We start from the raw sequence: 20179 nt of genomic DNA, 5'->3' as shown, positions 1-20179 counted from the left end.
TGCGCAGCATTTTCGGCGCGGCACAGGGGCGGTCTGTCCGCTGAACGGAAAGGGTCGAGAGATGCGCGAACATTTCGACGAATTGGAAACCCGCAGCGCCGACGCGCGTGAGGCCTCTCTGGCGGAGTGCCTGCCGGCTCTGATCGGCGCGGCGATGACAGCTCCGGGGATCGCGGCGCATCTGCAAGGCGTCGACCCGAGAGCTGTCACATCGCGCGAGGCGCTCGCGAGGCTGCCGGTGCTACGCAAGTCCGACCTCGGCTCTGCGCAGAAAGGCGCGCCACCCTTCGGCGGGCTGGTCATGAAACCCGCACATGCCTTCGCCCATATCTTCCAGTCGCCCGGTCCGATCTACGAGCCCGGCGATGTCAGTTACAATTGGTGGCGGCTCGGGCGCTTCGTCCATGCCGCAGGCGTCGGTCCGGGCGATATCGTGCAGAACTGCTTTGGTTACCACCTCACCCCGGCGGGGATGATGTTCGAAAATGCCGCGCGCACGGTCGGCGCCGCCGTCCTGCCCGCAGGCACCGGCCAGACGGAGCTGCAGGTCCGCGCCGCCGCCGATATCGGCTCGACGGTTTACGCGGGCACGCCCGATTACCTTCGCATCATCCTCGAGAAAGCCGAAGAGATGGGCGAGGCTCTGAAAATCACCAAGGCCACCGTGTCGGGCGGCGCACTCTTCCCGAGCCTGCGCCAGAGCTATGCCGACCGCGGGATCTCCTGCCTGCAATGTTACGCCACCGCCGATCTGGGCAACATCGCCTATGAGAGCGCCGCGATGGAGGGGATGATCGTGGACGAAGGCGTGATCGTCGAGATCGTCCGCCCCGGCACCGGCGATCCGGTGGCCCCCGGCGAGGTCGGCGAGGTCGTCGTGACCACGCTCAATCCCGACTACCCGCTGATCCGCTTCGCCACCGGCGATCTCTCGGCGGTGATGGAAGGCGTCAGCCCCTGTGGGCGCACCAACATGCGTATCAAGGGCTGGATGGGCCGCGCCGATCAGACCACCAAGATCAAGGGCATGTTCGTACGCCCCGAACAGGTGGCGAGCTTCGTCTCCGCCCATGCAGAGGTGCAGAAGGCCCGCGTCATCGCCACGCGCGACGGCGAGATGGACGTGATGACCGTGCAGATCGAAACCGAGGCCGACGACCCGACGCGTTTCGACGGCGGCGTGCGCGCGGCGCTCAAGATGAAAGGCGTGATCGAACTGGTGGCGCCGGGGTCGCTTCCGAATGATGGTAAGGTCATCGACGACCAGCGCAGCTACGACTGAGGAACCCAGCCGCGATCTCAGGGGTTTCCTCGCGTAAGAGAGATGGAGGACCCCATGCGTAAACTTCTTCTGACAGGTGCCGCGATCGCGGCGCTAGGCCTTCCCGCCCATGCCGCCGATCTGGCGTTGCTTCTGGGCAATTCCAATTACCAGCGGATCGACGATCTTCGCTCGGGCACCGCGCTGACCGATAGCGAAGCGAAGCTGCAGACGGCAGGTTTCTCGGTGCTGATCGAGGATGACGCCGACGCCGCCGAGATCCGCTCCCGCTTCCGCGATTTCGTGACCCGCGCGCCCGAGGCCGACCGGCTGGTCGTGGCGCTCTCGGGCCGCTTCGCCCATTCCGACGGCGAGACGTGGTATCTGCCGGTCGATGTCCGCGACACCTCGCTGCCCGAAGCGGTGAGCGAGGCGCTGCCGCTGTCCGCCGTGATGACGGTTCTAGCCGCGCACCCCGGCCGCGCGGTGCTGCTGCTTGGCGCGGCGGATGACGCAGGCAACGGCAACGGCCTGACCCAACCCGGGATCGGCACGCTCGACATTCCGCAAGGTGTGACGGTGCTGCGCGGCAGCCCGAAAAACGTCGCGAGCCTGATGTCGGGCAATCTGACCGAGCCTGGCGCCTCGCTGATGCGGTCGGCGCAATCTGCAGACCTGACCGCCAGTGGCTACATGACGCAAGATCTCACCCTGGTCACCGAGCCGACGGGGAAGAAACCCGCCCCGGTGAAGACGCCCGAAGCAGATCCGTCTGCCCCGTATTGGGACATGGCGCGCTCCGAGGATTCGATCACCGCCTATCAGCTCTATCTCGACCGCTACCCGAATGGCGTGAATGCCGCTCAGGCGAAACAGCGCATCCAGCAACTGCGTGACGAACCGCAGCAGAAAGCGAAGGCCGCGGAGGAGGCGCTGAACCTTAGCCGCGACCAGCGCCGCGAGGTGCAGCAGTACCTGACGATCCTGAAATTCGACCCGAAAGGCGTCGACGGCATCTTCGGACCGGGCTCGCGCGGGGCGATCGCGCGCTGGCAGAAGGCCAACGGCTTCGACGATACGAGCTACCTGACCCGCGCACAGCTCACCGCGCTCACGGCGCAGGGCGAAAAACGCGCCGCCGAGCTGAAGGCAGAGGCCGAGGCGCGTCAGGCCAAGATCGACCAGCAGGACCGTGCCTATTGGGAGCAGACCGGCAAGGCGGGTGATGAGGCCGGGCTGCGCGCCTATCTCAAGAAATATCCCGACGGTCTGTTCGCGGAACTCGCGCAGGAGCGTCTCGACAAGATCGAAGCGGATCGCCGCTCCGAGGCTCAGGCTGCGGATCGCGCAGACTGGGACGCCGCGCGCAAAGCCGACACCATCGCCAGCTACCGGGATTATCTCGCAAGCCGCTCCGACCCGGCCTTCAAGGCCGAGGCCGAGGCACGCATTGCCGAGCTGCAGCAACAGAATCAGCAAAGCGACGCGATGGATGCGGCCGCTGCGAAAGAGGCCGCCCTCAACCTGCCCGGTGTCGCGAAATCGCTGGTGGAACAACGTCTTGCCCAGATGGGCCTGAAACCCGGCAAGGTCGACGGTGTGTTTGACAAGGATACGCGCCGCGCGATTCGCCGCTATCAGACCGCAGGCGGGCTGGAAGCCACCGGCTATCTCGATCAGGCCACCGTGGCGCAGCTTCTGGCCGGGGCGATCGGCGCGCGTTAAGCGCCGATCCCTCTCAGCCTCGAAACGCTGAACAAAGGAAAAGGCCGCGCCGGGAAATCCCTGGCGCGGCCTTTATTCGTTTCGGCTCGGCTGCCTCAGCCCTGACGGGCTTTGAAGCGCTTTTGCGTCTTGTTGATCACGTAGACGCGGCCTTTGCGGCGCACGACCTGGCAATCGCGATGACGCTGCTTGAGCGAGCGGAGCGAGTTGCGGACCTTCATCGGCCTTCTCCTGTATCGCGGCGCGCGGTGCGCCTTGAAAAACGAATGCCCCGGGCTTGCAAGCCGGGGGCGGTGAATAGATGGTGGGCGGTACTGGGATCGAACCAGTGGCCACTACGATGTCAACGTAGTGCTCTACCGCTGAGCTAACCGCCCACACCCGTTCGACCCCGTTGGTGCCTTTGATTCGCGCTTGCGGCTAGGCCGCGAAGGGAACCGAAAGGCGCGGTGTCGCGTCGGTCTGGGGGTCTATATAAAGAGTCGAAACGGCTTTCAAGAGGCTTTTGGCGCGAAAGCGTTCCGGTGTAGGATATTAAGCGATCATAAGAGGTTTCATGTCCGACATCCCAGCCCTTTTGCCGCCGTTCCGGCTGGATCGCCCCAAGGCGTTGCGGACCGCTGCGGTTTTCGCCTCGCCCCATTCCGGTGCACACTACCCGCATAGCCTGCAGGAACGGGCCGTTCTGGACATGCTGCGCCTGCGGTCTTCCGAAGACGCGTTCGTCGATGAGTTGCTGGCGGATGTGCCGCAATTCGGCGCCCCGCTTCTCTGTGCGCAATATCCGAGGGCTTGGGTCGATCTCAACCGGGCGGAGGACGAACTTGATTCGGCGCTGATCGCCGGGCTGGACCGGGCGCATCCGGGGCCGCGCGTCGCTGCTGGTCTCGGGGTGATTCCCCGCGTGGTATCCGGTGCGCGGGCGATCTATCGCGGCAAGATTCCGTTGATCGAGGCCGAGGCGCGGATCAACCATGTCTGGCGGCCCTATCACGCGCAGCTCGAGGCGCTGATGGCCGAGGCGCATGGCGCTTTCGGGCAGGCAATTCTGCTCGATATGCATTCGATGCCCTCCGAGGCTCTGGCCACGACCGGCCCGCGCCGCGCGGAGATCGTGCTTGGCGATCGCTACGGCACCAGCGCCGACCGGGAGATCGTGCGCGAGATCGAACTGATCTTCGAAGGCGAGGGGCTGAACGTGGCGCGCAACAGCCCCTTTGCCGGAGCCTATATCACCCAGCGATACGGGCATCCGCGCGAGGGCTATCACGCGATCCAGGTCGAGATCGACCGCGCCCTCTACATGGACCAGAACCGAATCGCACCGAACGAGAATTTCAATGCGTTCGCGGCGCTGATGAGCCGGGTGGCGCGTCAGATCGCCGATCTCGGGTCCCATCGACTGCGTCACGCCGCGGAGTAAGTCACTCCCCGTCCCAGCCGCGCCCGTTGCGGATCGCATCCGCCCCGAATCGCGCCCGGATCGCATCTTTGGCCCGCTCCGCGCTTGCGCGCTTGCCCGCATAAGGGTCGAGCAGGTCGCCTGCCGGATCGCGCCCATCCGCCGCCATGAGGTCTGAGAACCCGATCCCAATCAGTCGGTAGGCCTGCCCCTTCGGCAGCTTGTCGAACAGCGTCTCCCCCGCCCGATAGAGCGTGTCGGCCAGCTGGCTCGGCTCTTCCAGCCGGGTCTGCCGGGTCACCGTCGCGAAATCCGCCTTTTTCAGCTTCAGCGTCACGGTCCGCCCCGCCAGATCGCGCGCCTTCATCCGGGCCGAGACCTTCTCGGCCAGATGCCACAGCTTGCCCATCAGTGCCTCGCGATCGGCGATGTCAGTGTTAAAGGTGGTCTCGTTTGACACGGATTTCATCGGCGAGTCGGGAGAGACCCTGCGGGCATCATGGCCGTTCGCCAGTTCGAACAGGCGCCGCCCAGACGCGCCGAAGCGATCCTCCATCCGCGACAGCCCCGCGCGGCGAATGTCGGCAAGCGTGCGGATGCCCGCACGCCCCAGGGCCGAGCGCGTTGCCGCCCCCACGCCCCAGAGGATCGACACCGGCTTGTCGCGGAGGAACTCTTCCGTATCGCCGCGCCCGATCACCGAAAACCCGCGCGGCTTGTCGAGATCCGAGGCGATCTTGGCGAGGAACTTGTTATGCGAAAGACCGACCGAGGCGGTGACCCCGATCTCCGTCTCGATCTCGCGCGCAAGCCGCGCCATCAGGAGGGCAGGGGGCGCATGGTGCAGCCGCTCCGTGCCGCCCAGATCGAGGAACGCCTCGTCGAGCGAGAGCGGCTCGATCAGCGGCGTCAGCTCCACCATTTTCGCCCTGATCTCGCGCGAGACGCTGGCGTAGTGCTCCATCCGCGGCTTGATGATCACCGCATCGGGGCAAAGCTTGCGCGCCTGAAACATCGGCATCGCCGAGCGCACCCCTGAGATTCGCGCGATGTAGCAGCAGGTCGTCACCACCCCGCGCGTGCCGCCGCCCACGATCACCGCTTGCGAAGACAGCTCCGGATTGTCGCGCTTCTCGACCGAAGCATAGAAACTGTCGCAATCGATATGTGCGATGGGCAGGTCGAACAGCTCCGGATGCGCCACGATGCGCGCCTTGCCGCAGGCGGGGCAACGCTTCGGTGCCTCGTCAAAACTCTTCAGGCAATGGCGACAAAGGGCAGGCATGGGCTCTCGATCCGGGGGTGTATCCCTTAGATACTCTCTCTTCGCCTTGGCGGAAATATCCCGGGCTGAATTGGCGCAGCCAAGAGGGGCAGCGCCCCTTGATGCTAACGAAAAAGGGGCGGATCGCTCCGCCCCTCTCAATCCGTCTTCAGGTGGCTCTTAGTGCAGCGGCACGCCATCGGCGGGTTTCGTGCCACCCAAGGGGGCCACGTGACCGCCGACGATCAGCCCGTTCGGGCCAGCCGTGACTTCGACCGTCGCACCGTCCATAATTTCGCCGCCAAGGATCGCCTCGGCCAGCGGATCCTGCAGCGAGCGCTGGATCACCCGCTTCAGGGGACGCGCACCATAGACCGGGTCGTAGCCTGCATCGGCGAGCCACTTGTGAGCCGACTCGTCCAGATCCAGCGTGATCTTGCGCTGTGCCAGACGTTTCTCCAGCCGCTTGAGCTGGATTTCCACGATCCCGTCCATGTCCTTGCGGTTCAGGCGATCGAAGATCACCATCTCGTCGAGACGGTTCAGGAATTCGGGGCGGAAATGCGCCCGCACCGCATCCATCACCTGACGCTTGGCCTCGCCTGCATCCGAACCATCCGGCAGCTGGCTGAGCGCTTGCGAGCCGAGGTTCGACGTCAGCACGATCAGCGTCTGCTTGAAGTCGACCGTGCGGCCCTGACCATCGGTCAGCACACCATCGTCGAGCACCTGCAGCAGCACGTTGAACACGTCCGGGTGCGCCTTCTCGACTTCGTCGAACAGCACGACCTGATAGGGACGCCGCCGGACCGCCTCGGTCAGAACGCCACCCTCGTCATAGCCGACATACCCGGGCGGGGCACCGATCAGCCGGGCCACGGAGTGCTTCTCCATGAACTCGGACATGTCGATCCGCACCATCGCCTGATCGTCGTCGAACAGGTAGTTGGCGACCGCCTTGGTCAGCTCGGTCTTACCCACACCGGTCGGGCCGAGGAAGAGGAACGAGCCCAGCGGGCGGTTCTCGTCGTTGAGCCCCGCACGTGCACGGCGCACGGCGTTCGACACGGCGGTGATCGCTGCATTCTGACCGACGACGCGCTTGTGTAGCTCGTCTTCCATCTTCAGCAGCTTCTCGCGCTCGCCCTCCAGCATTTTGGAGGTCGGGATGCCGGTCCAGCGTTCGACCACTTCGGCGATCTGCTCGGGGCGCACTGATTCCTCGACCATCAGCTCTTCGCCTTCGGCCTCATCGGCCGCGGCGAGCTGCTTCTCGAGGCTCGGAATGATGCCGTAGCTCAGCTCGCCAGCGCGGGCGAGATTGCCTTCGCGCTTGGCCTGATCCAGTTCGGCCCGGGCCTTGTCGAGTTGCTCCTTGAGGTTGCGGCCCGATTCCAGCTTGTCACGCTCGGCCTGCCACTTGGCAGTCATTTCCGAGGCGCGATCCTGCAGATCCGCCAGTTCCTTCTCGAGCTTCTCGAGACGATCCTTCGAAGCGGTATCGTCCTCTTTCTTCAGCGCTTCCGCTTCGATCTGCATCTGCAGGATCTGACGGTCGAGCGCATCGAGCTCCTCGGGCTTGCTGTCCACTTCCATGCGCAGGCGCGAGGCGGCCTCGTCCACGAGGTCGATCGCCTTGTCGGGCAGGAAGCGGTCGGTGATGTAGCGATGCGAGAGTGTCGCAGCCGAGACCAGCGCCGAGTCGGAGATCTTCACCCCGTGGTGGAGTTCGTATTTCTCCTTGATACCGCGCAGGATCGAGATCGTGTCCTCGACCGTCGGCTCTTCCACCATCACGGGCTGGAAGCGCCGAGCCAGTGCCGCGTCCTTCTCGACATATTTGCGATACTCATCAAGCGTCGTGGCGCCCACGCAGTGCAGCTCACCACGGGCCAGCGCCGGCTTGATCAGGTTCGCCGCGTCCATCGCGCCGTCAGATTTCCCGGCACCCACGAGCGTGTGCATCTCGTCGATGAACAGGATGATTTCACCCGCAGCGGCCTCGATTTCCTTGAGGATCGCTTTCAGACGTTCTTCGAACTCACCGCGATATTTCGCACCGGCGATCAGCGCGCCCATGTCGAGCGCGAGAAGCCGTTTGTCGCGCAGCGATTCCGGTACGTCGCCGTCGATGATGCGCAGCGCGAGGCCTTCCGCGATCGCGGTCTTACCCACGCCGGGTTCACCGATCAGAACCGGGTTGTTCTTGGTCCGACGGCTGAGCACCTGCATGGTGCGCCGAATCTCGTCATCACGACCGATGATCGGGTCGATCTTGCCTTGCTCGGCAGCCTCGGTCAGATCGCGCGCATATTTCTTGAGCGCCTCATAGCCCTCTTCGGCCGAGGCCGAATCCGCCGTGCGGCCCTTGCGCAGGTCGTTGATCGCGGCGTTGAGCTTCTGCGCCGTCACAGCGCCCGCATCGAGCGCGTCCTTGGCGCGCGTGTTCACCATGGCCAGAGCCATCAGAACACGTTCGACCGGCACGAAGCTGTCGCCCGCTTTCTTGGCGATCTTCTCGGCCTCGTCGAGCACGCGCACGAGGCTTTGCTCGACATAGACCTGCCCGTCGCCGCCCGACACTTTCGGCAGTTTCGACACCGCCAGATCGACGGCCTCGAGCACGCGGGCAGGCTCGCCACCGGCGCGCTTGATCAGATTGGCCGACAGCCCCTGATCGTCATCCATCAATGCCTTCAGAAGATGCTCGGGCACCACACGTTGATGACCCTCGCGCATCGCGATCGTCTGCGCGGCCTGAAGGAAGCCGCGAGACCGCTCCGTGAACTTCTCCATGTTCATCGGCATTCTCCTTTTTTAAAGCCCCCGGGATGTGTCTGGCCCTGTATTAGGCGCCGTCCTGGCCGGGTCTCGCTATGAAAAATGGGATGTGGCATGCGCCGCTTCAAGTCTTTTCGATGGACCATTTCGCCGCAGGAGGAAACCAGATCGCAAGGTTTAGCGTTTACGTGAAGACAAGCATAGAGGACGACCACAGAGGAGGGTCCGGGTCCATGCACCATGGCAACGCCACGCATATCGCGCGCCTGATCTACAATGCCGCGCAACGCCGTTTCGAGGCGATCGTAGAATTCTTCATCCCCGGGGTCGCGCAGCCGCTGCGGGTGCCCGTCAGAATCGAAGCCAGCGAGAACATCCCACATCGACAGCTTACTCGCGCGCTGACCCGAGAAGCGCAGCGCCGTGGTATCGGCGGGCTGTGAACCCGCGAACGGCTTGACGTAGCGGTGATTGATCCGCATCAGGGGGCGATCTTGAAAAGGAGCGCTCCGCGATGACCGACATGACCCTGCCCGCCGACGACCGTCTCATCGTCGCCCTCGACGTGCCGAGCGCCTATGAAGGCCTCGTGCTGGCAAACCAGTTGGGCGACTCGGTGTCCTTCTACAAGATCGGTCTGGGGATGCTCACCGGCGGTGGCCTCGCGCTGGCGAGCGAGCTGAAGCAGGATCAGGGCAAGCGCATCTTCCTCGACATGAAGCTGTTCGATATCGGTGCGACGGTGGAAAACGCGGTGCGCGGTCTGGCGCAGTTCGACCTTGATTTCCTCACCGTGCATGGCGATCCCTATGTGGTTAAGGCCGCGAAGGAAGGCGCCGCGGGCACCGACCTGAAAATCCTCGCCGTGACAATCCTGACCTCGCTCGACCGGGAAGACCTGAACGGCGCGCTCATCAAGGAGGGTGCGATCAGCGATCTCGTCGCCGAACGTGCGGGCCGTGCATTCGACGCGGGTGCCGATGGCGTGATCGCTTCGCCGCAGGAAGCGGCGATGATCCGGGCGCTGCCCGAGGCAACCGGCAAGCTGATCGTGACGCCGGGCGTGCGCCCGACCGGGGCCGACCTCGGCGACCAGAAGCGGATCGCGACCCCGGCAGCCGCCGTGGACGCAGGCGCTGACCATATCGTCGTTGGCCGCCCAATCCACCGCGCGCCCGATCCGCGCGCCGCGGCGGAAGCGATCCTCCAAGAGCTTCGGGGCTGACTGGCGCTTAGGTCACTGGCCATCGCCGCCGGTGGCCGGGCCACTCGTCTTCGAGTCGGGCGCGACTTCGACCTTCGCGGCATTCGGATCTGACATCTGCTGTTCGCTCGGTGGATCGGTGGCGGCCTCGTCGCCGCCGTCAACCGGCGTATCCGCAACCAACCAGACCACGACACCCAGCGCCGCGACCAGCGCCACAAGGGTGAGTATCAGGCCGCCGATACTGCTTTGTCGGTTCGAATCCTTGGCCATTTCTGCTCGCCTCTTCGCTTTGGTCCCTCGGTAAAGGAAACGCGAGGCAATGGCCTGCGTTCCTCCTCCTGTCCTCAGATAGGCGGAGCGCGGCGCAAAATGAAACGGCGCCCCGCAGGACGCCGCTTCACTTGCGCGTGATCCAGAAGGGCGGAAATCAGTTCGATCCGCCGCTCTGCGTGGTGGCCTCGGCAGCAGCGCCGCTGGTGTCGGTGCTGCCGCTGTCGCTAGCCGCGGTATCGCCCGCCGCAGCATCGCCCGAGGCGGTCGCGCCCGACGAATCCGCCGGGGCAGCGGAGTCGCTGTTTTCGATCGTGACCGAAGTGGAGCTTGCGTCGCTTTCTGCGGGCGCGGTGGTGGCGCTTTCATCCCCGGGCGCCATCATCAGCCAAAGGACGATACCGAGCGCAACGACGACCGCGCCCAGAACGAAGTAGATGCCGCCCAGACCCGAGCGTTCGTGATTATGCGTGTCAGACATGATGATCTCCTGTCGATTTTCATCTCTCTCTGCGTATTGGCGAGAGAACATCGATAGGCCGCTTCCAGTTCCCGGGGTGCGCGGGAACCCGCCGGACGCGGTTTCGTCACACGGGGTCAGTTCTCGTTGATATCGTCATGCCAGTGCTTCACCTGACCGCGTCGCACGCCCATCAGCTTGCGCAGCGCGAGCCATGCGATGATCGACAGAATCGCGAAGGTGATCAGCGTGATCGGGACCGAATTTCCGACGATGCCGATCCAGACGAGCGCGCCCGTGACGACGGCCCCGATCGAGAAGCCGAGGAAGATGAAGCCGGGGATGATCATCTCTGCGACGCCCAGCACAAGACCGGCGACGACCCAGACCCACGGGAGTTGCCACAGGTCCATCATGCTTTCCTCAGCAGTTGGAAAGCGTCGGTGAAGGCTTCGAGGGCTGCGGCGGGCAGTATCACGGTCTGCTTGCCTTCGCCCTTGGCCACCTGCGCCAGCGCATCAACCTGTTTCAACGCGACCTGATATTGCGCGGCCTCGAGCCCGTTCTTGGCGATCGCCTGCGCAACCACCTCGGTCGCATAAGCTTCGGCATCCGCCGAGATGCGGCGGGCTTCGGCCTCTTTCTGCGCCTGGAACAGTTGCGCTTCGGCGGCGAGCTCGACCGCGCGCTTCTTGCCCTCGGCCTCGGTCACTTGCGCCCGACGCGCGCGTTCGGCGTTGAGCTGCTGCAGCATCGCGGCGCGGGTCGCCTCGTCCAGATTGACGTCGAGAATCTCGGCACGGGTCACCTCGATCCCCCAATCGTCGACCATCACGGCAACCTGCTCGCGGACCTTCTCGATCAGACGGGCACGGTTCGATTGCACTTCGTCGAGTTCGATCACCCCGATCTCGGAGCGCACGATCCCCGCCACCGTCGTCGCGATGGCCGCATCGACATCGCGGATACGATAGACGGTCTTCTCCGGCTCGGTAATTCGGTAGAAGACCGAGGTCTCGACCTTTACCAGCACGTTGTCGGCGGTGATCGCATCCTGCATCGCATTGGGCAGCTGGCGCTCGAGGATCGAGATCTTGTGCGGCACGCGGTCGAGGAAGGGCACGATGAAGTTGATGCCGGGGCCGAGCACCGCGCGCAGCCGGCCGAATCTCTCCACGACATGTTTTTCGGATTGCGGCACGATCCGGACGCCGAGGAAGACGGACAGGATCAGCAGCATCGCGATGGCGATCATCACGATATCGCTGCCGCTCAGGGAATTAACGAATAACATCTGGGCCTCGACCTTCTGAACTCAAACTTGGTGACCGGGAAACACGCGCAAGGCGAGCAGTGTCAGCACCACGAGCACGGCCCAGCCTCCCGGGCGCGCGAGCAGCCAGATGGCGAGTGCGAAGCCGATCCCGACGATGCGGCTGCCTGCCGTCGCGAGAAAGCCGAACAGAACGCCCATCAGGCGAACTCACTCATGCGGGGGGTCATCGACTGCTCCTTGTGGTTTTCCCGCAAGTCTGCCGCAAGTTGTGCGTTTTGGGAAGGTAGTTGCGCTCAGCTGAGGCGAGCGGGCAGGCGCAGGCCGCGCAAGACGTCGTCGCCCGACATCGGACGCTTGCCGGGGCGCTGCGCCTCGAGGATTTCCAGCGCGCCAGTGCCGCAGGCAATCGTAAACCCGTCGAGGATTTCGCCCGGCGCGCCACTGCCCTCTGCCGGGGCGGCGCGCAGCAGCTTGATCCGTTCACCCGCGATCTCGGTCCAGGCGCCAGGGAAGGGCGAGAGGCCGTTGATATGGCGGATCACCTCGTCGGCCGGGCGCGTCCAATCGACCTGCGCTTCGGCCTTGTCGATCTTCGCGGCATAGGTGACGCCATCCTCCGGCTGAGGCTGAAGGATCAGCGAGTCGATCTCGGACAGCGCATCGAGGATCAGCCGGGCGCCCATCGCGCTCAGCCGGTCATGCAACTCGCCGGTGGTCTCGGTCGCGCCGATCTCGGTCGCTTCGCGCAGCAGAACCGGCCCGGTATCGAGTCCGGCTTCCATCTGCATGATGCAGATGCCGGTCTGTCTGTCGCCTGCCATGATCGCCCGGTGGATCGGCGCGGCCCCGCGCCAGCGCGGGAGCAGCGAGGCGTGGATATTCAGGCAGCCCTTCGCGGGCGCATCCAGAATGGCCTGCGGCAGGATCAGCCCGTAGGCCACAACGACCGCGATATCGGCATTCAGCGCGGCGAAGGCTTCACGATCCTCGGGGGCTTTGAAATTCCGCGGGGTGCGCACCTCGATCCCCAGTTCATCGGCCTTGGCATGGACCGGTGAGGGGCGCTCTTTCTTGCCGCGACCGGCGGGGCGGGGCGGCTGGCTATAGACGGCGACAACCTCATGCGCGCCGGCCAGCGCCTCCAGAACGGGGACGGAGAACTCCGGCGTTCCCATGAAGATGACGCGCATCGCTTAGCCTTTCGCGAGTTTCTTCGACTTCTGCACCAGCATCTTGCGGCGCAGGGGCGAGAGATGATCGACATACATCTTGCCGTTGAGGTGGTCGATCTGGTGCTGGACACTCGTCGCCCAGAGCCCCACGAAATCGCGGTCCTCCATCTCGCCGTCTTCATTGAGGAAGCGCACCGTCACAGCGCGAGGCCGCTCGATCGGGGCGAAAACGCCGGGCAGGTTGGGCGAGGCCTCTTCGTGCTTGCGCATCTGCACCGACGCATGAAGCACTTCGGGGTTCGCCATCCGCACGGCCTGACCGCGCTTGTCCGACGCATCGACGACCGCAAGCCGCATCATGATGCCGATCTGCGGCGCGGCGAGGCCGACGCCGGGCATCGCGTCCATCGTCTCGACCATGTCGTCCCAGATCATCCGGACGGTTTCGGTGATCGTCTCGACCGGCTCGGCCTGGCGATGCAGGCGGCGGTCGTCATAGGGGATGAACGCGCGCGCGGCCATCAGAGGATCGGATCCTTGGCGGCGCCCGCACGGGCGCGCTCGCGCTTGAGCTTCTCCATCTTGCGGGTGATCATCTTGCGCTTCATCGGACCGAGATAGTCGATGAACAGCTTGCCGTTGAGATGGTCGAACTCGTGTTGAGCGCAGGTCGCCCAAAGCGCGTCGAACTGTTCCTCATGGCTTTGCCCGTCGAGGCCGAGCCACTTCATCCGCACCTCGGAGGGGCGCGTCACCTCGGCATATTGATCCGGGATCGAGAGGCAGCCTTCCTCGTAGACATTGGTCTCTTCCGAAGTCCAGCTGATCTCGGGATTGATCAGGACCATCGGCTCGGGGACCGCTTCCTTGTCCTTCACGCAATCCATCACGAAGATCCGCTTCATCACGCCGACCTGCGGCCCGGCCAGGCCGATGCCGGGCGCGTCATACATGGTCGCGAGCATGTCATCGGCGAGCTTGCGGATCTCGTCGTTAACTTCGGGCACCGGCTCGCAGACCTTTTTCAGGCGCGGATCGGGATGGATCAGGATCGGTCGTAGCGTCATGGGCAGGGATTTAGGCGAAGCAATGCCTCTGTGCAATGGCGGCGGTGATTGTGCCAGTGACAAAACGCCGTTTGTAACCCGGCTTCGCTTTTGCTCAGATGCGCCCAATCCGACCAGAGAGAGGCGCAAATGAGCAAACCCGACTTCGACGAAATCATCGACCGCGTAGGCACCCATTCGCAGAAATGGGACGCGATGGAAAAGGTTTACGGCGTGTCGCCCGAAGACGGGATCGCGATGTGGGTCGCGGATATGGATTTCCGCCCGCCCGTCTGCGTTCAGCGCGCGCTCGAGGAGATGGTCGGGCAGGGCATCTATGGCTATTGGGGCGGCGAGGACGAGTACCGTGCCGCGATCCAGTGGTGGATGCGCGAACGGCACGGCTGGGAGATCGAACCTGACTGGATCTTCACGACCCATGGGCTGGTCAACGGCACGGCGCTCTGCGTCGACGCCTATACCGATCCGGGCGATGCGGTCGTTCTGATGACGCCGGTCTACCACGCCTTCGCGCGTGTCATCCGTGCGGCCGGGCGCGAGGTGCGCGAATGCCCGCTGAAGCTGGTCGATGGTCGCTACGAGATGGATTTCGACGCGTGGGACGGGCTTATGACCGGCTCCGAGAAGATGCTCGTCCTCTGCTCGCCGCACAACCCCGGCGGCCGCGTCTGGACCCGTGCAGAACTGGAAGCCACGGCCGAGTTCGCGAAGCGCCACGGGCTGGTGCTGGTCTCGGACGAGATTCACCATGACATCGTGATGCCGGGCGAAACGCATATCCCGATGGCGAACGCCGCGCCCGATCTGCCGCTGGTGATGATGACGGCCACTACGAAGACCTTCAACATCGCGGGCACCCACACCGGAAACGTGATCATTGCGGATCCGGACCTGCGCGCCCGATTCGCAAAGCGGATGGCTGCCTTGGGGATTTCGCCTAACAGTTTCGGCATCGCGATGGCGACGGCAGCCTACAGCCCCGAGGGCGCCGCGTGGGTCGATGCGCTGAACGCCTATCTCGACGAGAACCGGCGCATCTTCGATCAGGGGATCGCAGAGATTCCAGGACTGCATTCGATGCCGCTCGAGGCGACCTATCTTGCTTGGGTCGACTTCTCCGGCACCGGAATGGAGCCCGAGGAATACCAGTCGCGCGTTCTGAAAGAAGCGAAGATCGCGGTGAATCTCGGCGCGACCTTCGGAGCCGGGGGCGAAAGGTTCCTGCGCTTCAACCTCGCCACGCCGCGGGCGCGGGTGCGCGAGGCGGTCGACCGACTGCAGGCGGCCTTCGCTGATCTGCAATGAAAAAGGGCCGGTTTTCCGGCCCTTTCCTTTGAAATCTCTAGCTCGCTCAGAGCTTCGTCAGGTAGCCCGAGAGAGTCGGCGCTTCCTGCACGAAGTCCAGCGCTGCGCGATCGCTGACCGCGGTTTCCCGCTTCACGGTGCAGATCAACTCATGCCCCTGAATCTCCGACGCCACGATCAGGCAGGTCGCGACATGGGTCTCGCCGTCGTAAAGATCGACATGACCGCGCAGATGCGTGACCTCGTCCGCGTCCAGCGCGAATCCGCCTGGAACCCGGCGCAGCACCGGCCAGATCTGGCCGCCCGCGAGAACCCGCAGGCGCGCCTTTTTCGCCGCATCGCGCTTCTGCGCGGCGCGCAGTCCTTCAAGGACCTCCTTGGGCAGGAATTCCATGACATCCTCCAACAGCTTCCCCATGCTCCATGCTGATCACACCAATGTAAAAAGCAAGTTAACCATTTAGATGATCCGATGCTGCGTCTGCGAAGAGTGCTGAAATTGCAACGGCTTGCACGGCTGGCACATCGGGTTGTCGCTCTGGGTCGCCCAAGATAGCGTTGAGGAGAACCGCGCAACCCGGAGGCTCCCATGCGTAAGGCTTTGCTCATTCTGACCCTCGCTTTCTCGCCCATGCTCACCCCCGGCTTGGCCCATGCGCAGTGCGGCGGGAGCTGGTCCGGTTTCCTGTCCGGAATTCGCAGCGATCTGCAGGCGGCTGGACTGAACGCGCAACAGGCTGATGCGTTCCTCGCCGGTGCGCGGCAGAGCCCGGCCGTGCTGCGGGCGGACCGGGCGCAAGGGGTGTTTCGCAAGACATTCCTCGAATTTGCGAGCGCGGTGATCAGCAAGAATCGGATGGTTAACGGGGCAAAGAACGCCAAGCGCTATGCGAAGACCTTCGACAGGATGGAGCAGACCTACGGCGTCTCGCGCGGGGTGCTGCTGGCGTTCTGGGCTCTCGAGACGGATTACGGCGCGGTGCAGGGCGATTTCAACACCCGCGACGCGCTTCTGACGCTGGCCCATGATTGCCGTCGGCCCGCGCTGTTCCGCCCGCAGGTGATCGCTGCGGGCAAGCTTTTCCGGCGCGGCGATTTCGATCCCCAGCGAACCACCGGTGCCTGGGCGGGAGAAATCGGGCAGGTGCAGATGCTGCCGGACGACATCCTCCGCAACGGTGTCGACGGCGATGGCGATGGGCATGTGCGTCTGAAGACGTCCGCCCCCGATGCGCTGATGTCGGGAGCGAATATGCTGCGCGATATGGGTTGGCGGCCGAACGAGCCGTGGATGCAAGAGGTCACGGTGCCTGACGATCTCGATTGGTCCAAGACCGGGCTGACGACTGAATTGCCGGTCTCCGATTGGAAGGCACGCGGGGTGCGTGCGCGGCAAGGGCAGCTTGCCAGCAGCCTGCGCGGATCGATCCTTTTGCCGATGGGGCGCAAGGGGCCCGCCTTTATCGTCTATCCGAATTTCCGCGTGCTGTTCGAGTGGAACAAGAGCTTCGTCTACGTCACCAGCGCGGCCTATTTTGCCACACGCCTCGAAGGAGCGCCGCGCCTCGATCCCGGCGCGCCGGAACCGGGACTGAGCGTGGCGCAGATGAAGCGGCTGCAGCAAAAGCTCGTTGCGAAGGGCTATGACGTGGGTGCGGTGGACGGCATCCTTGGCGCGAACACTCGTAACGCAGTCCAGACGGCGCAGGAGAAGCTCGGACTGCCTGCGGACGGTTGGCCGACGCGCGTCTTGCTCGATCGGTTGTGATCGTGTCGGGCCGAACCTTCATCCTGCCGCTCCCCCAAGTGCGAAGAAATCGAGGAAGGGGCTGAGCAGGTAGCGGATTGGCGAGACCGGCTCGGTTTGCAGGAAGACCTCTGTGGGCATCCCGGGAACCAAGAGGGTGCTTTCCTCCGTGTCGAGCTGCCCAATGTCGAAGGTGACCTGCACTTGATAATAGCTCTCCCCCGTCACCGGGTCGGTCAGCGTATCGGGGGAAATCCGGGTGAGCTTTCCGATCAAATCGCTGGATATTCGCCGCGACAAACCGGGGAAGCGCAGGATCGCGCTCTGGCCCGCTGCGACGCCATCGACGTTGATCGGATCGATCCTGGCATTGATAACGAGCGGCCGTCCGGTTTCGACGATCGCCATCGCCATTTCCGCCGGGCGCAGCACCGCGTGCGCGCCGCGCAGACGTACGTCGTGCACCGTGCCGTTGACCGGGGCGCGCAGGGTGCGCCGCGCCAGTTCGCGGCGCAGATGGGTCGCGCGCGCCGAGAGTTCGATGGCACGGGCGTTGCGGGACTCGAGTTGCGATTCGATTTCCTCCCGTCGTTGCGACTGCAGCCGCGACGCGGTGAGTACCACGCCGCCGCTTTGCACCGTAAGTTGCGTTTTCTGGGCGCGCAGCGCGCCGAGTTGTCGCTCCAGCGAAACCTGTTCGCGGGTGAGGGCGAGGATTTGCGCCGAGGTCGCAAGTCCACGATCCTTCAGCCGTTCGCGGAGGGACAGTTCCGTTTCGATCAATCGCTCCTCGCGTTCCAAGGCCGAGACCTGAGTGTCGATTCCGTCGCGCTGGGCGCTGATTTGCTGGATCTGCCGCGCCATATCCGCGCGTTGCTGGGCGAAAGATTGTTTGCGGGCCTCGAAAATAGCCTTTTGCCCCTCGACCAGCTTCGCGACATCTTCGCGGTGCTTGGCCGCCTCCCACAGGCTTGCCGGATAAGCGATCCTTTCGGTCCCGTCTCGTTCGGCCTGCAGACGCGCCCGCTGGGCCTGAACCGCGAACTCTGAGGCTTCCACGATAGCCAGCTCGGTGCGGATATCATCCGCATCGAGCCGTATAAGCACTTGGCCGCGGGTGACGTGATCGCCGCTTTTGACGTAGACTTTATCGATGATCCCACCCGTCGGATGCTCGATCACGTGTCGGGAACTATCGACTTCGATGCGGCCCGAGGCTTGGATCAGTCCGGCGAGCCGCGTGAAGGTCAGCCATATGGCGCATCCGATGAACAAGGCGACGATCGCTGCGAGACCGCAGCCGATCGGAACGCGATGGAGCGAAGAGGCCTGGCGACGGCTCTCCTGTCCTGAACGGACGTCCGCGTCACTCACGCCGCACTGTCCGCGGCGGGCACAACACGGGATTTGGTGGCCGAGGCGATCATGCGCTTGAGAACGTCGTCGCGCGCGCCGAGCGCGCGCTGCGCACCTCGATCGAGCACAAGGATACGGTCGCATTCAGCGAGTGCCCCGGGGCTGTTGGTCATCACGATCGCCGCGCCGCCATGCGCTTTCAGATCGCTCAGCATCGCATGAAGGCCCGGCCCGGCATCACCGTTCAGCAACAGGTTGGGCTCGTCGAGAACGAGGAGTATCGGATCGTGATAGAGCGCGCGCGAAAGCGCGACGAGCTGGCGCTGACGATCGGAAAGCGATGCTCCCTCGAACTCGATCGGCGTGTCATATCCGGCGGGCAGTTTGAGAATCATCTGTTGCGCGCCAGCACGTTTTGCGGCGGCGATGACCCGGTCCTTGTCCGGCGCTGGATCGAGCCGGGCGATATTCTCGGCTACCGTGCCGGGGAAAAAGGAGATCGATTGCGGCAGATAACCGATCAGCCGCCCGAGGTTGTCGCGGTCGTATTGGTCGAGCGGCACATCGTCGAGGCGGATCGTGCCGGCGCTGGGGCGGTGGAAGTTGCACAGGCTGCGCGCGAGAACTGATTTGCCCGCACCGAGCGGACCGATCACCCCGAGCGCTTCGCCGGGTTCGAGTGAGAAGCTGATCATGTCGAGCGTCGCGCGGTCGGACGTCGCAGGGCGAATGGTGAGGCCTTCCACGGTGAGCTGGGGCTTCGGCGTGATCCATTCGGAGCCCTTTCGCTCCGGCGGGTGGGCGCCGAGAAGGGCAGCCAGCCGGTCGCGAGCAAGGCTGGCGCCCTGCCATTGCGTCCAGCCGCCCACGGCGAGTTCGACCGGCGCGAGCGCACGGCCCATCAGGATCGAGGCTGCGACCATCGCCCCGGCGCTCACCTCACCCTGCAGTACCAGGTAGGCGCCGAGGGCGAGCATCGAGGTTTGCAGGAGCAGCCGCAGGGCGCGCATCACGGCGTGGAAGCTGCCGCTGACATCCGTGGTGTGAATTGCGTTGTTCATGGATTCGTGCCGCGCCGCCTGCCAGCGCTTGAAACCGCTTTCGCGCATGCCGAGCGAAACGATGGTTTCGATCTGTCGAAGAAAGTCGTTTCCCAGGTAGCGGGCCTTGTTCTCCAGCTGCGCCGTCTCATCCAGCCGCGCGCGCGTGACGAATTGCGTCGCGAATGAAAGCAGGATCAGTGCGGCGCCCCCGGCAAAAGCCAATGCGCCGAGCCAGGGATGGAAGACGAACAGCACCCCGAGATAGAGCGGCGTCCAAGGCAGATCGAACACCGCTGCCGCGACTGGGGAGGCATAGTAACGCTGTAGAATTTCCAGATCGCGCAGGGCGTTGTTGGACGACCGCTCCTGCGTGTTGACCGTCGCGTCGACGATGGCGGCGTCGAACACGCGCCTTTCGAGGCCGCGCTGATGATCCGCGCCGATCCGGGCGAGCAGGCGTCCCCGTGCCCAATCGAGCACGCCCATCATCATGAACATAAAGGCCACCAGCAGGAACAGGTTGATCAGCGTCGGCAGCGACCGTGCGGGCAGCACGCGGTCGTAGACCTGCAACATGAACAGGGGCCCGGCGAGAACGAGTACATTGATGAAGGCGGCGAATATCGCGACCAGTGCAAATTGCCCACGCACCCCGCGCAGCAGGCGGGCCATTTCGCGTCGGCCCTTGATGATGTTGCGTTTGATGACCGCTTCTTCGGTGTTGGAATATGGCATCGTGCCCTCCCCGAGATGGGGGCGCTGCTTGGAGCGCCGCGCATGTCGAGAGTGGCGCACGCGCGCTGAACAGGGCGTTAATTCCCTCGATCTTTTTCGTTCAATTCT

The 20179-nt window shown here is 64.3% G+C and carries 21 protein-coding genes and 1 tRNA gene; 7 read left to right on the top strand and 15 right to left on the bottom strand.

Going from position 1 to position 20179, the window contains the following annotated elements:
• Positions 1-61: 61 nt before the first annotated feature.
• Both B6V74_RS13575 and B6V74_RS13570 read left to right on the top strand, forming a co-directional pair.
• Positions 62-1282: an AMP-binding protein gene (locus tag B6V74_RS13575; RefSeq protein ID WP_088723095.1), complete on the top strand. Its 1221-nt coding sequence runs from the start codon at positions 62-64 to the stop codon at positions 1280-1282.
• 54 nt (positions 1283-1336) lie between these two features.
• Positions 1337-2986, top strand: coding sequence for a peptidoglycan-binding protein (locus B6V74_RS13570; protein ID WP_168184231.1), 1650 nt, complete (start codon positions 1337-1339; stop codon positions 2984-2986).
• A gap of 95 nt (positions 2987-3081) precedes the next feature.
• Here the strand turns inward: B6V74_RS13570 and ykgO are convergent, their stop codons facing one another.
• Together ykgO and B6V74_RS13560 are read right to left on the bottom strand one after the other, a co-directional pair.
• Complete coding sequence (ykgO, locus tag B6V74_RS13565) at positions 3082-3207, bottom strand: type B 50S ribosomal protein L36 (protein ID WP_038074920.1); 126 nt, start codon at positions 3205-3207, stop codon at positions 3082-3084.
• A gap of 81 nt (positions 3208-3288) precedes the next feature.
• A tRNA-Val gene (locus tag B6V74_RS13560) sits at positions 3289-3363 on the bottom strand.
• 179 nt (positions 3364-3542) lie between these two features.
• On the opposite strand from B6V74_RS13560, the gene B6V74_RS13555 reads away from it, so the two are divergent.
• Positions 3543-4409 carry an N-formylglutamate amidohydrolase gene (locus B6V74_RS13555; RefSeq protein WP_088723093.1) on the top strand — a complete coding sequence of 289 codons (867 nt, stop codon included), beginning with the start codon at positions 3543-3545 and terminating at the stop codon, positions 4407-4409.
• 1 nt (position 4410) lies between these two features.
• Here B6V74_RS13555 and B6V74_RS13550 read toward each other — a convergent pair whose 3' ends face one another.
• A complete protein-coding gene (locus B6V74_RS13550; protein ID WP_088719797.1) occupies positions 4411-5673 on the bottom strand; it encodes a DNA polymerase IV in 1263 nt (420 codons plus the stop codon).
• A gap of 159 nt (positions 5674-5832) precedes the next feature.
• Entirely contained in the window at positions 5833-8454 is a 2622-nt protein-coding gene (clpB, locus tag B6V74_RS13545) for an ATP-dependent chaperone ClpB (RefSeq protein WP_088723092.1), read from the bottom strand.
• Positions 8455-8666: 212 nt separating this feature from the next.
• Between clpB and B6V74_RS13540 the strand changes: the two genes are divergently transcribed.
• Positions 8667-8876 (top strand): hypothetical protein, encoded by a 210-nt coding sequence (locus B6V74_RS13540; RefSeq protein ID WP_088723091.1) that lies wholly within the window; start codon positions 8667-8669, stop codon positions 8874-8876.
• 80 nt (positions 8877-8956) lie between these two features.
• Entirely contained in the window at positions 8957-9658 is a 702-nt protein-coding gene (gene pyrF / locus B6V74_RS13535) for an orotidine-5'-phosphate decarboxylase (RefSeq protein WP_075775466.1), read from the top strand.
• A 12-nt stretch (positions 9659-9670) separates the two neighbouring features.
• Here pyrF and B6V74_RS13530 read toward each other — a convergent pair whose 3' ends face one another.
• From B6V74_RS13530 to def (B6V74_RS13500), 8 genes are all read right to left on the bottom strand, one after another.
• Positions 9671-9910, bottom strand: a complete 240-nt coding sequence (locus B6V74_RS13530; protein ID WP_088723090.1) for a hypothetical protein — start codon at positions 9908-9910, stop codon at positions 9671-9673.
• Positions 9911-10067: 157 nt separating this feature from the next.
• Positions 10068-10391: a hypothetical protein gene (locus B6V74_RS13525; RefSeq protein WP_075775425.1), complete on the bottom strand. Its 324-nt coding sequence runs from the start codon at positions 10389-10391 to the stop codon at positions 10068-10070.
• A gap of 116 nt (positions 10392-10507) precedes the next feature.
• On the bottom strand, positions 10508-10786 hold the full coding sequence (locus tag B6V74_RS13520; RefSeq protein WP_077701024.1) for a hypothetical protein: 279 nt from the start codon (positions 10784-10786) through the stop codon (positions 10508-10510).
• The gene (locus B6V74_RS13515) at positions 10783-11664 is read right to left on the bottom strand and encodes an SPFH domain-containing protein (protein ID WP_075775427.1); all 882 of its coding nucleotides are present in this window, start codon (positions 11662-11664) and stop codon (positions 10783-10785) included. The genes B6V74_RS13520 and B6V74_RS13515 overlap by 4 nt, the downstream gene beginning before the upstream one ends.
• A 21-nt stretch (positions 11665-11685) precedes the next feature.
• On the bottom strand, positions 11686-11844 hold the full coding sequence (locus tag B6V74_RS19015; protein ID WP_157771525.1) for a hypothetical protein: 159 nt from the start codon (positions 11842-11844) through the stop codon (positions 11686-11688).
• Between the two features lie 95 nt (positions 11845-11939).
• Complete coding sequence (gene fmt / locus B6V74_RS13510; protein ID WP_088723089.1) at positions 11940-12836, bottom strand: methionyl-tRNA formyltransferase; 897 nt, start codon at positions 12834-12836, stop codon at positions 11940-11942.
• A gap of 3 nt (positions 12837-12839) precedes the next feature.
• Entirely contained in the window at positions 12840-13340 is a 501-nt protein-coding gene (gene def / locus B6V74_RS13505; protein ID WP_088723088.1) for a peptide deformylase, read from the bottom strand.
• Positions 13340-13885, bottom strand: a complete 546-nt coding sequence (def, locus tag B6V74_RS13500; RefSeq protein ID WP_088723087.1) for a peptide deformylase — start codon at positions 13883-13885, stop codon at positions 13340-13342. Before def (B6V74_RS13500) ends, def (B6V74_RS13505) begins: the two co-directional genes overlap by 1 nt.
• Before the next feature lie 129 nt (positions 13886-14014).
• Here def (B6V74_RS13500) and B6V74_RS13495 point away from each other — a divergent pair, with 129 nt between their 5' ends.
• A complete protein-coding gene (locus B6V74_RS13495; RefSeq protein ID WP_088723086.1) occupies positions 14015-15190 on the top strand; it encodes a MalY/PatB family protein in 1176 nt (391 codons plus the stop codon).
• Positions 15191-15236: 46 nt separating this feature from the next.
• Here B6V74_RS13495 and B6V74_RS13490 read toward each other — a convergent pair whose 3' ends face one another.
• On the bottom strand, positions 15237-15608 hold the full coding sequence (locus B6V74_RS13490) for a hypothetical protein (RefSeq protein WP_075775432.1): 372 nt from the start codon (positions 15606-15608) through the stop codon (positions 15237-15239).
• Between the two features lie 171 nt (positions 15609-15779).
• On the opposite strand from B6V74_RS13490, the gene B6V74_RS13485 reads away from it, so the two are divergent.
• Complete coding sequence (locus B6V74_RS13485) at positions 15780-16958, top strand: lytic murein transglycosylase (RefSeq protein ID WP_088723085.1); 1179 nt, start codon at positions 15780-15782, stop codon at positions 16956-16958.
• An 18-nt stretch (positions 16959-16976) separates the two neighbouring features.
• On the opposite strand, the gene B6V74_RS13480 is transcribed toward B6V74_RS13485, so the two are convergent.
• Together B6V74_RS13480 and B6V74_RS13475 are read right to left on the bottom strand one after the other, a co-directional pair.
• Positions 16977-18311 (bottom strand): HlyD family type I secretion periplasmic adaptor subunit, encoded by a 1335-nt coding sequence (locus tag B6V74_RS13480; RefSeq protein WP_168184230.1) that lies wholly within the window; start codon positions 18309-18311, stop codon positions 16977-16979.
• On the bottom strand, positions 18308-20071 hold the full coding sequence (locus B6V74_RS13475; protein ID WP_088723083.1) for a type I secretion system permease/ATPase: 1764 nt from the start codon (positions 20069-20071) through the stop codon (positions 18308-18310). The genes B6V74_RS13480 and B6V74_RS13475 overlap by 4 nt, the downstream gene beginning before the upstream one ends.
• Positions 20072-20179: the final 108 nt, after the last annotated feature.

It is taken from the genome of Thioclava sp. F42-5 (assembly GCF_002213195.1).
In the GTDB taxonomy this organism is placed as follows: Bacteria; Pseudomonadota; Alphaproteobacteria; order Rhodobacterales; family Rhodobacteraceae; genus Thioclava; species Thioclava nitratireducens.
Note: the sequence above shows the minus strand (reverse complement) of the source record. Positions and strands in the feature narration are given on the sequence as shown.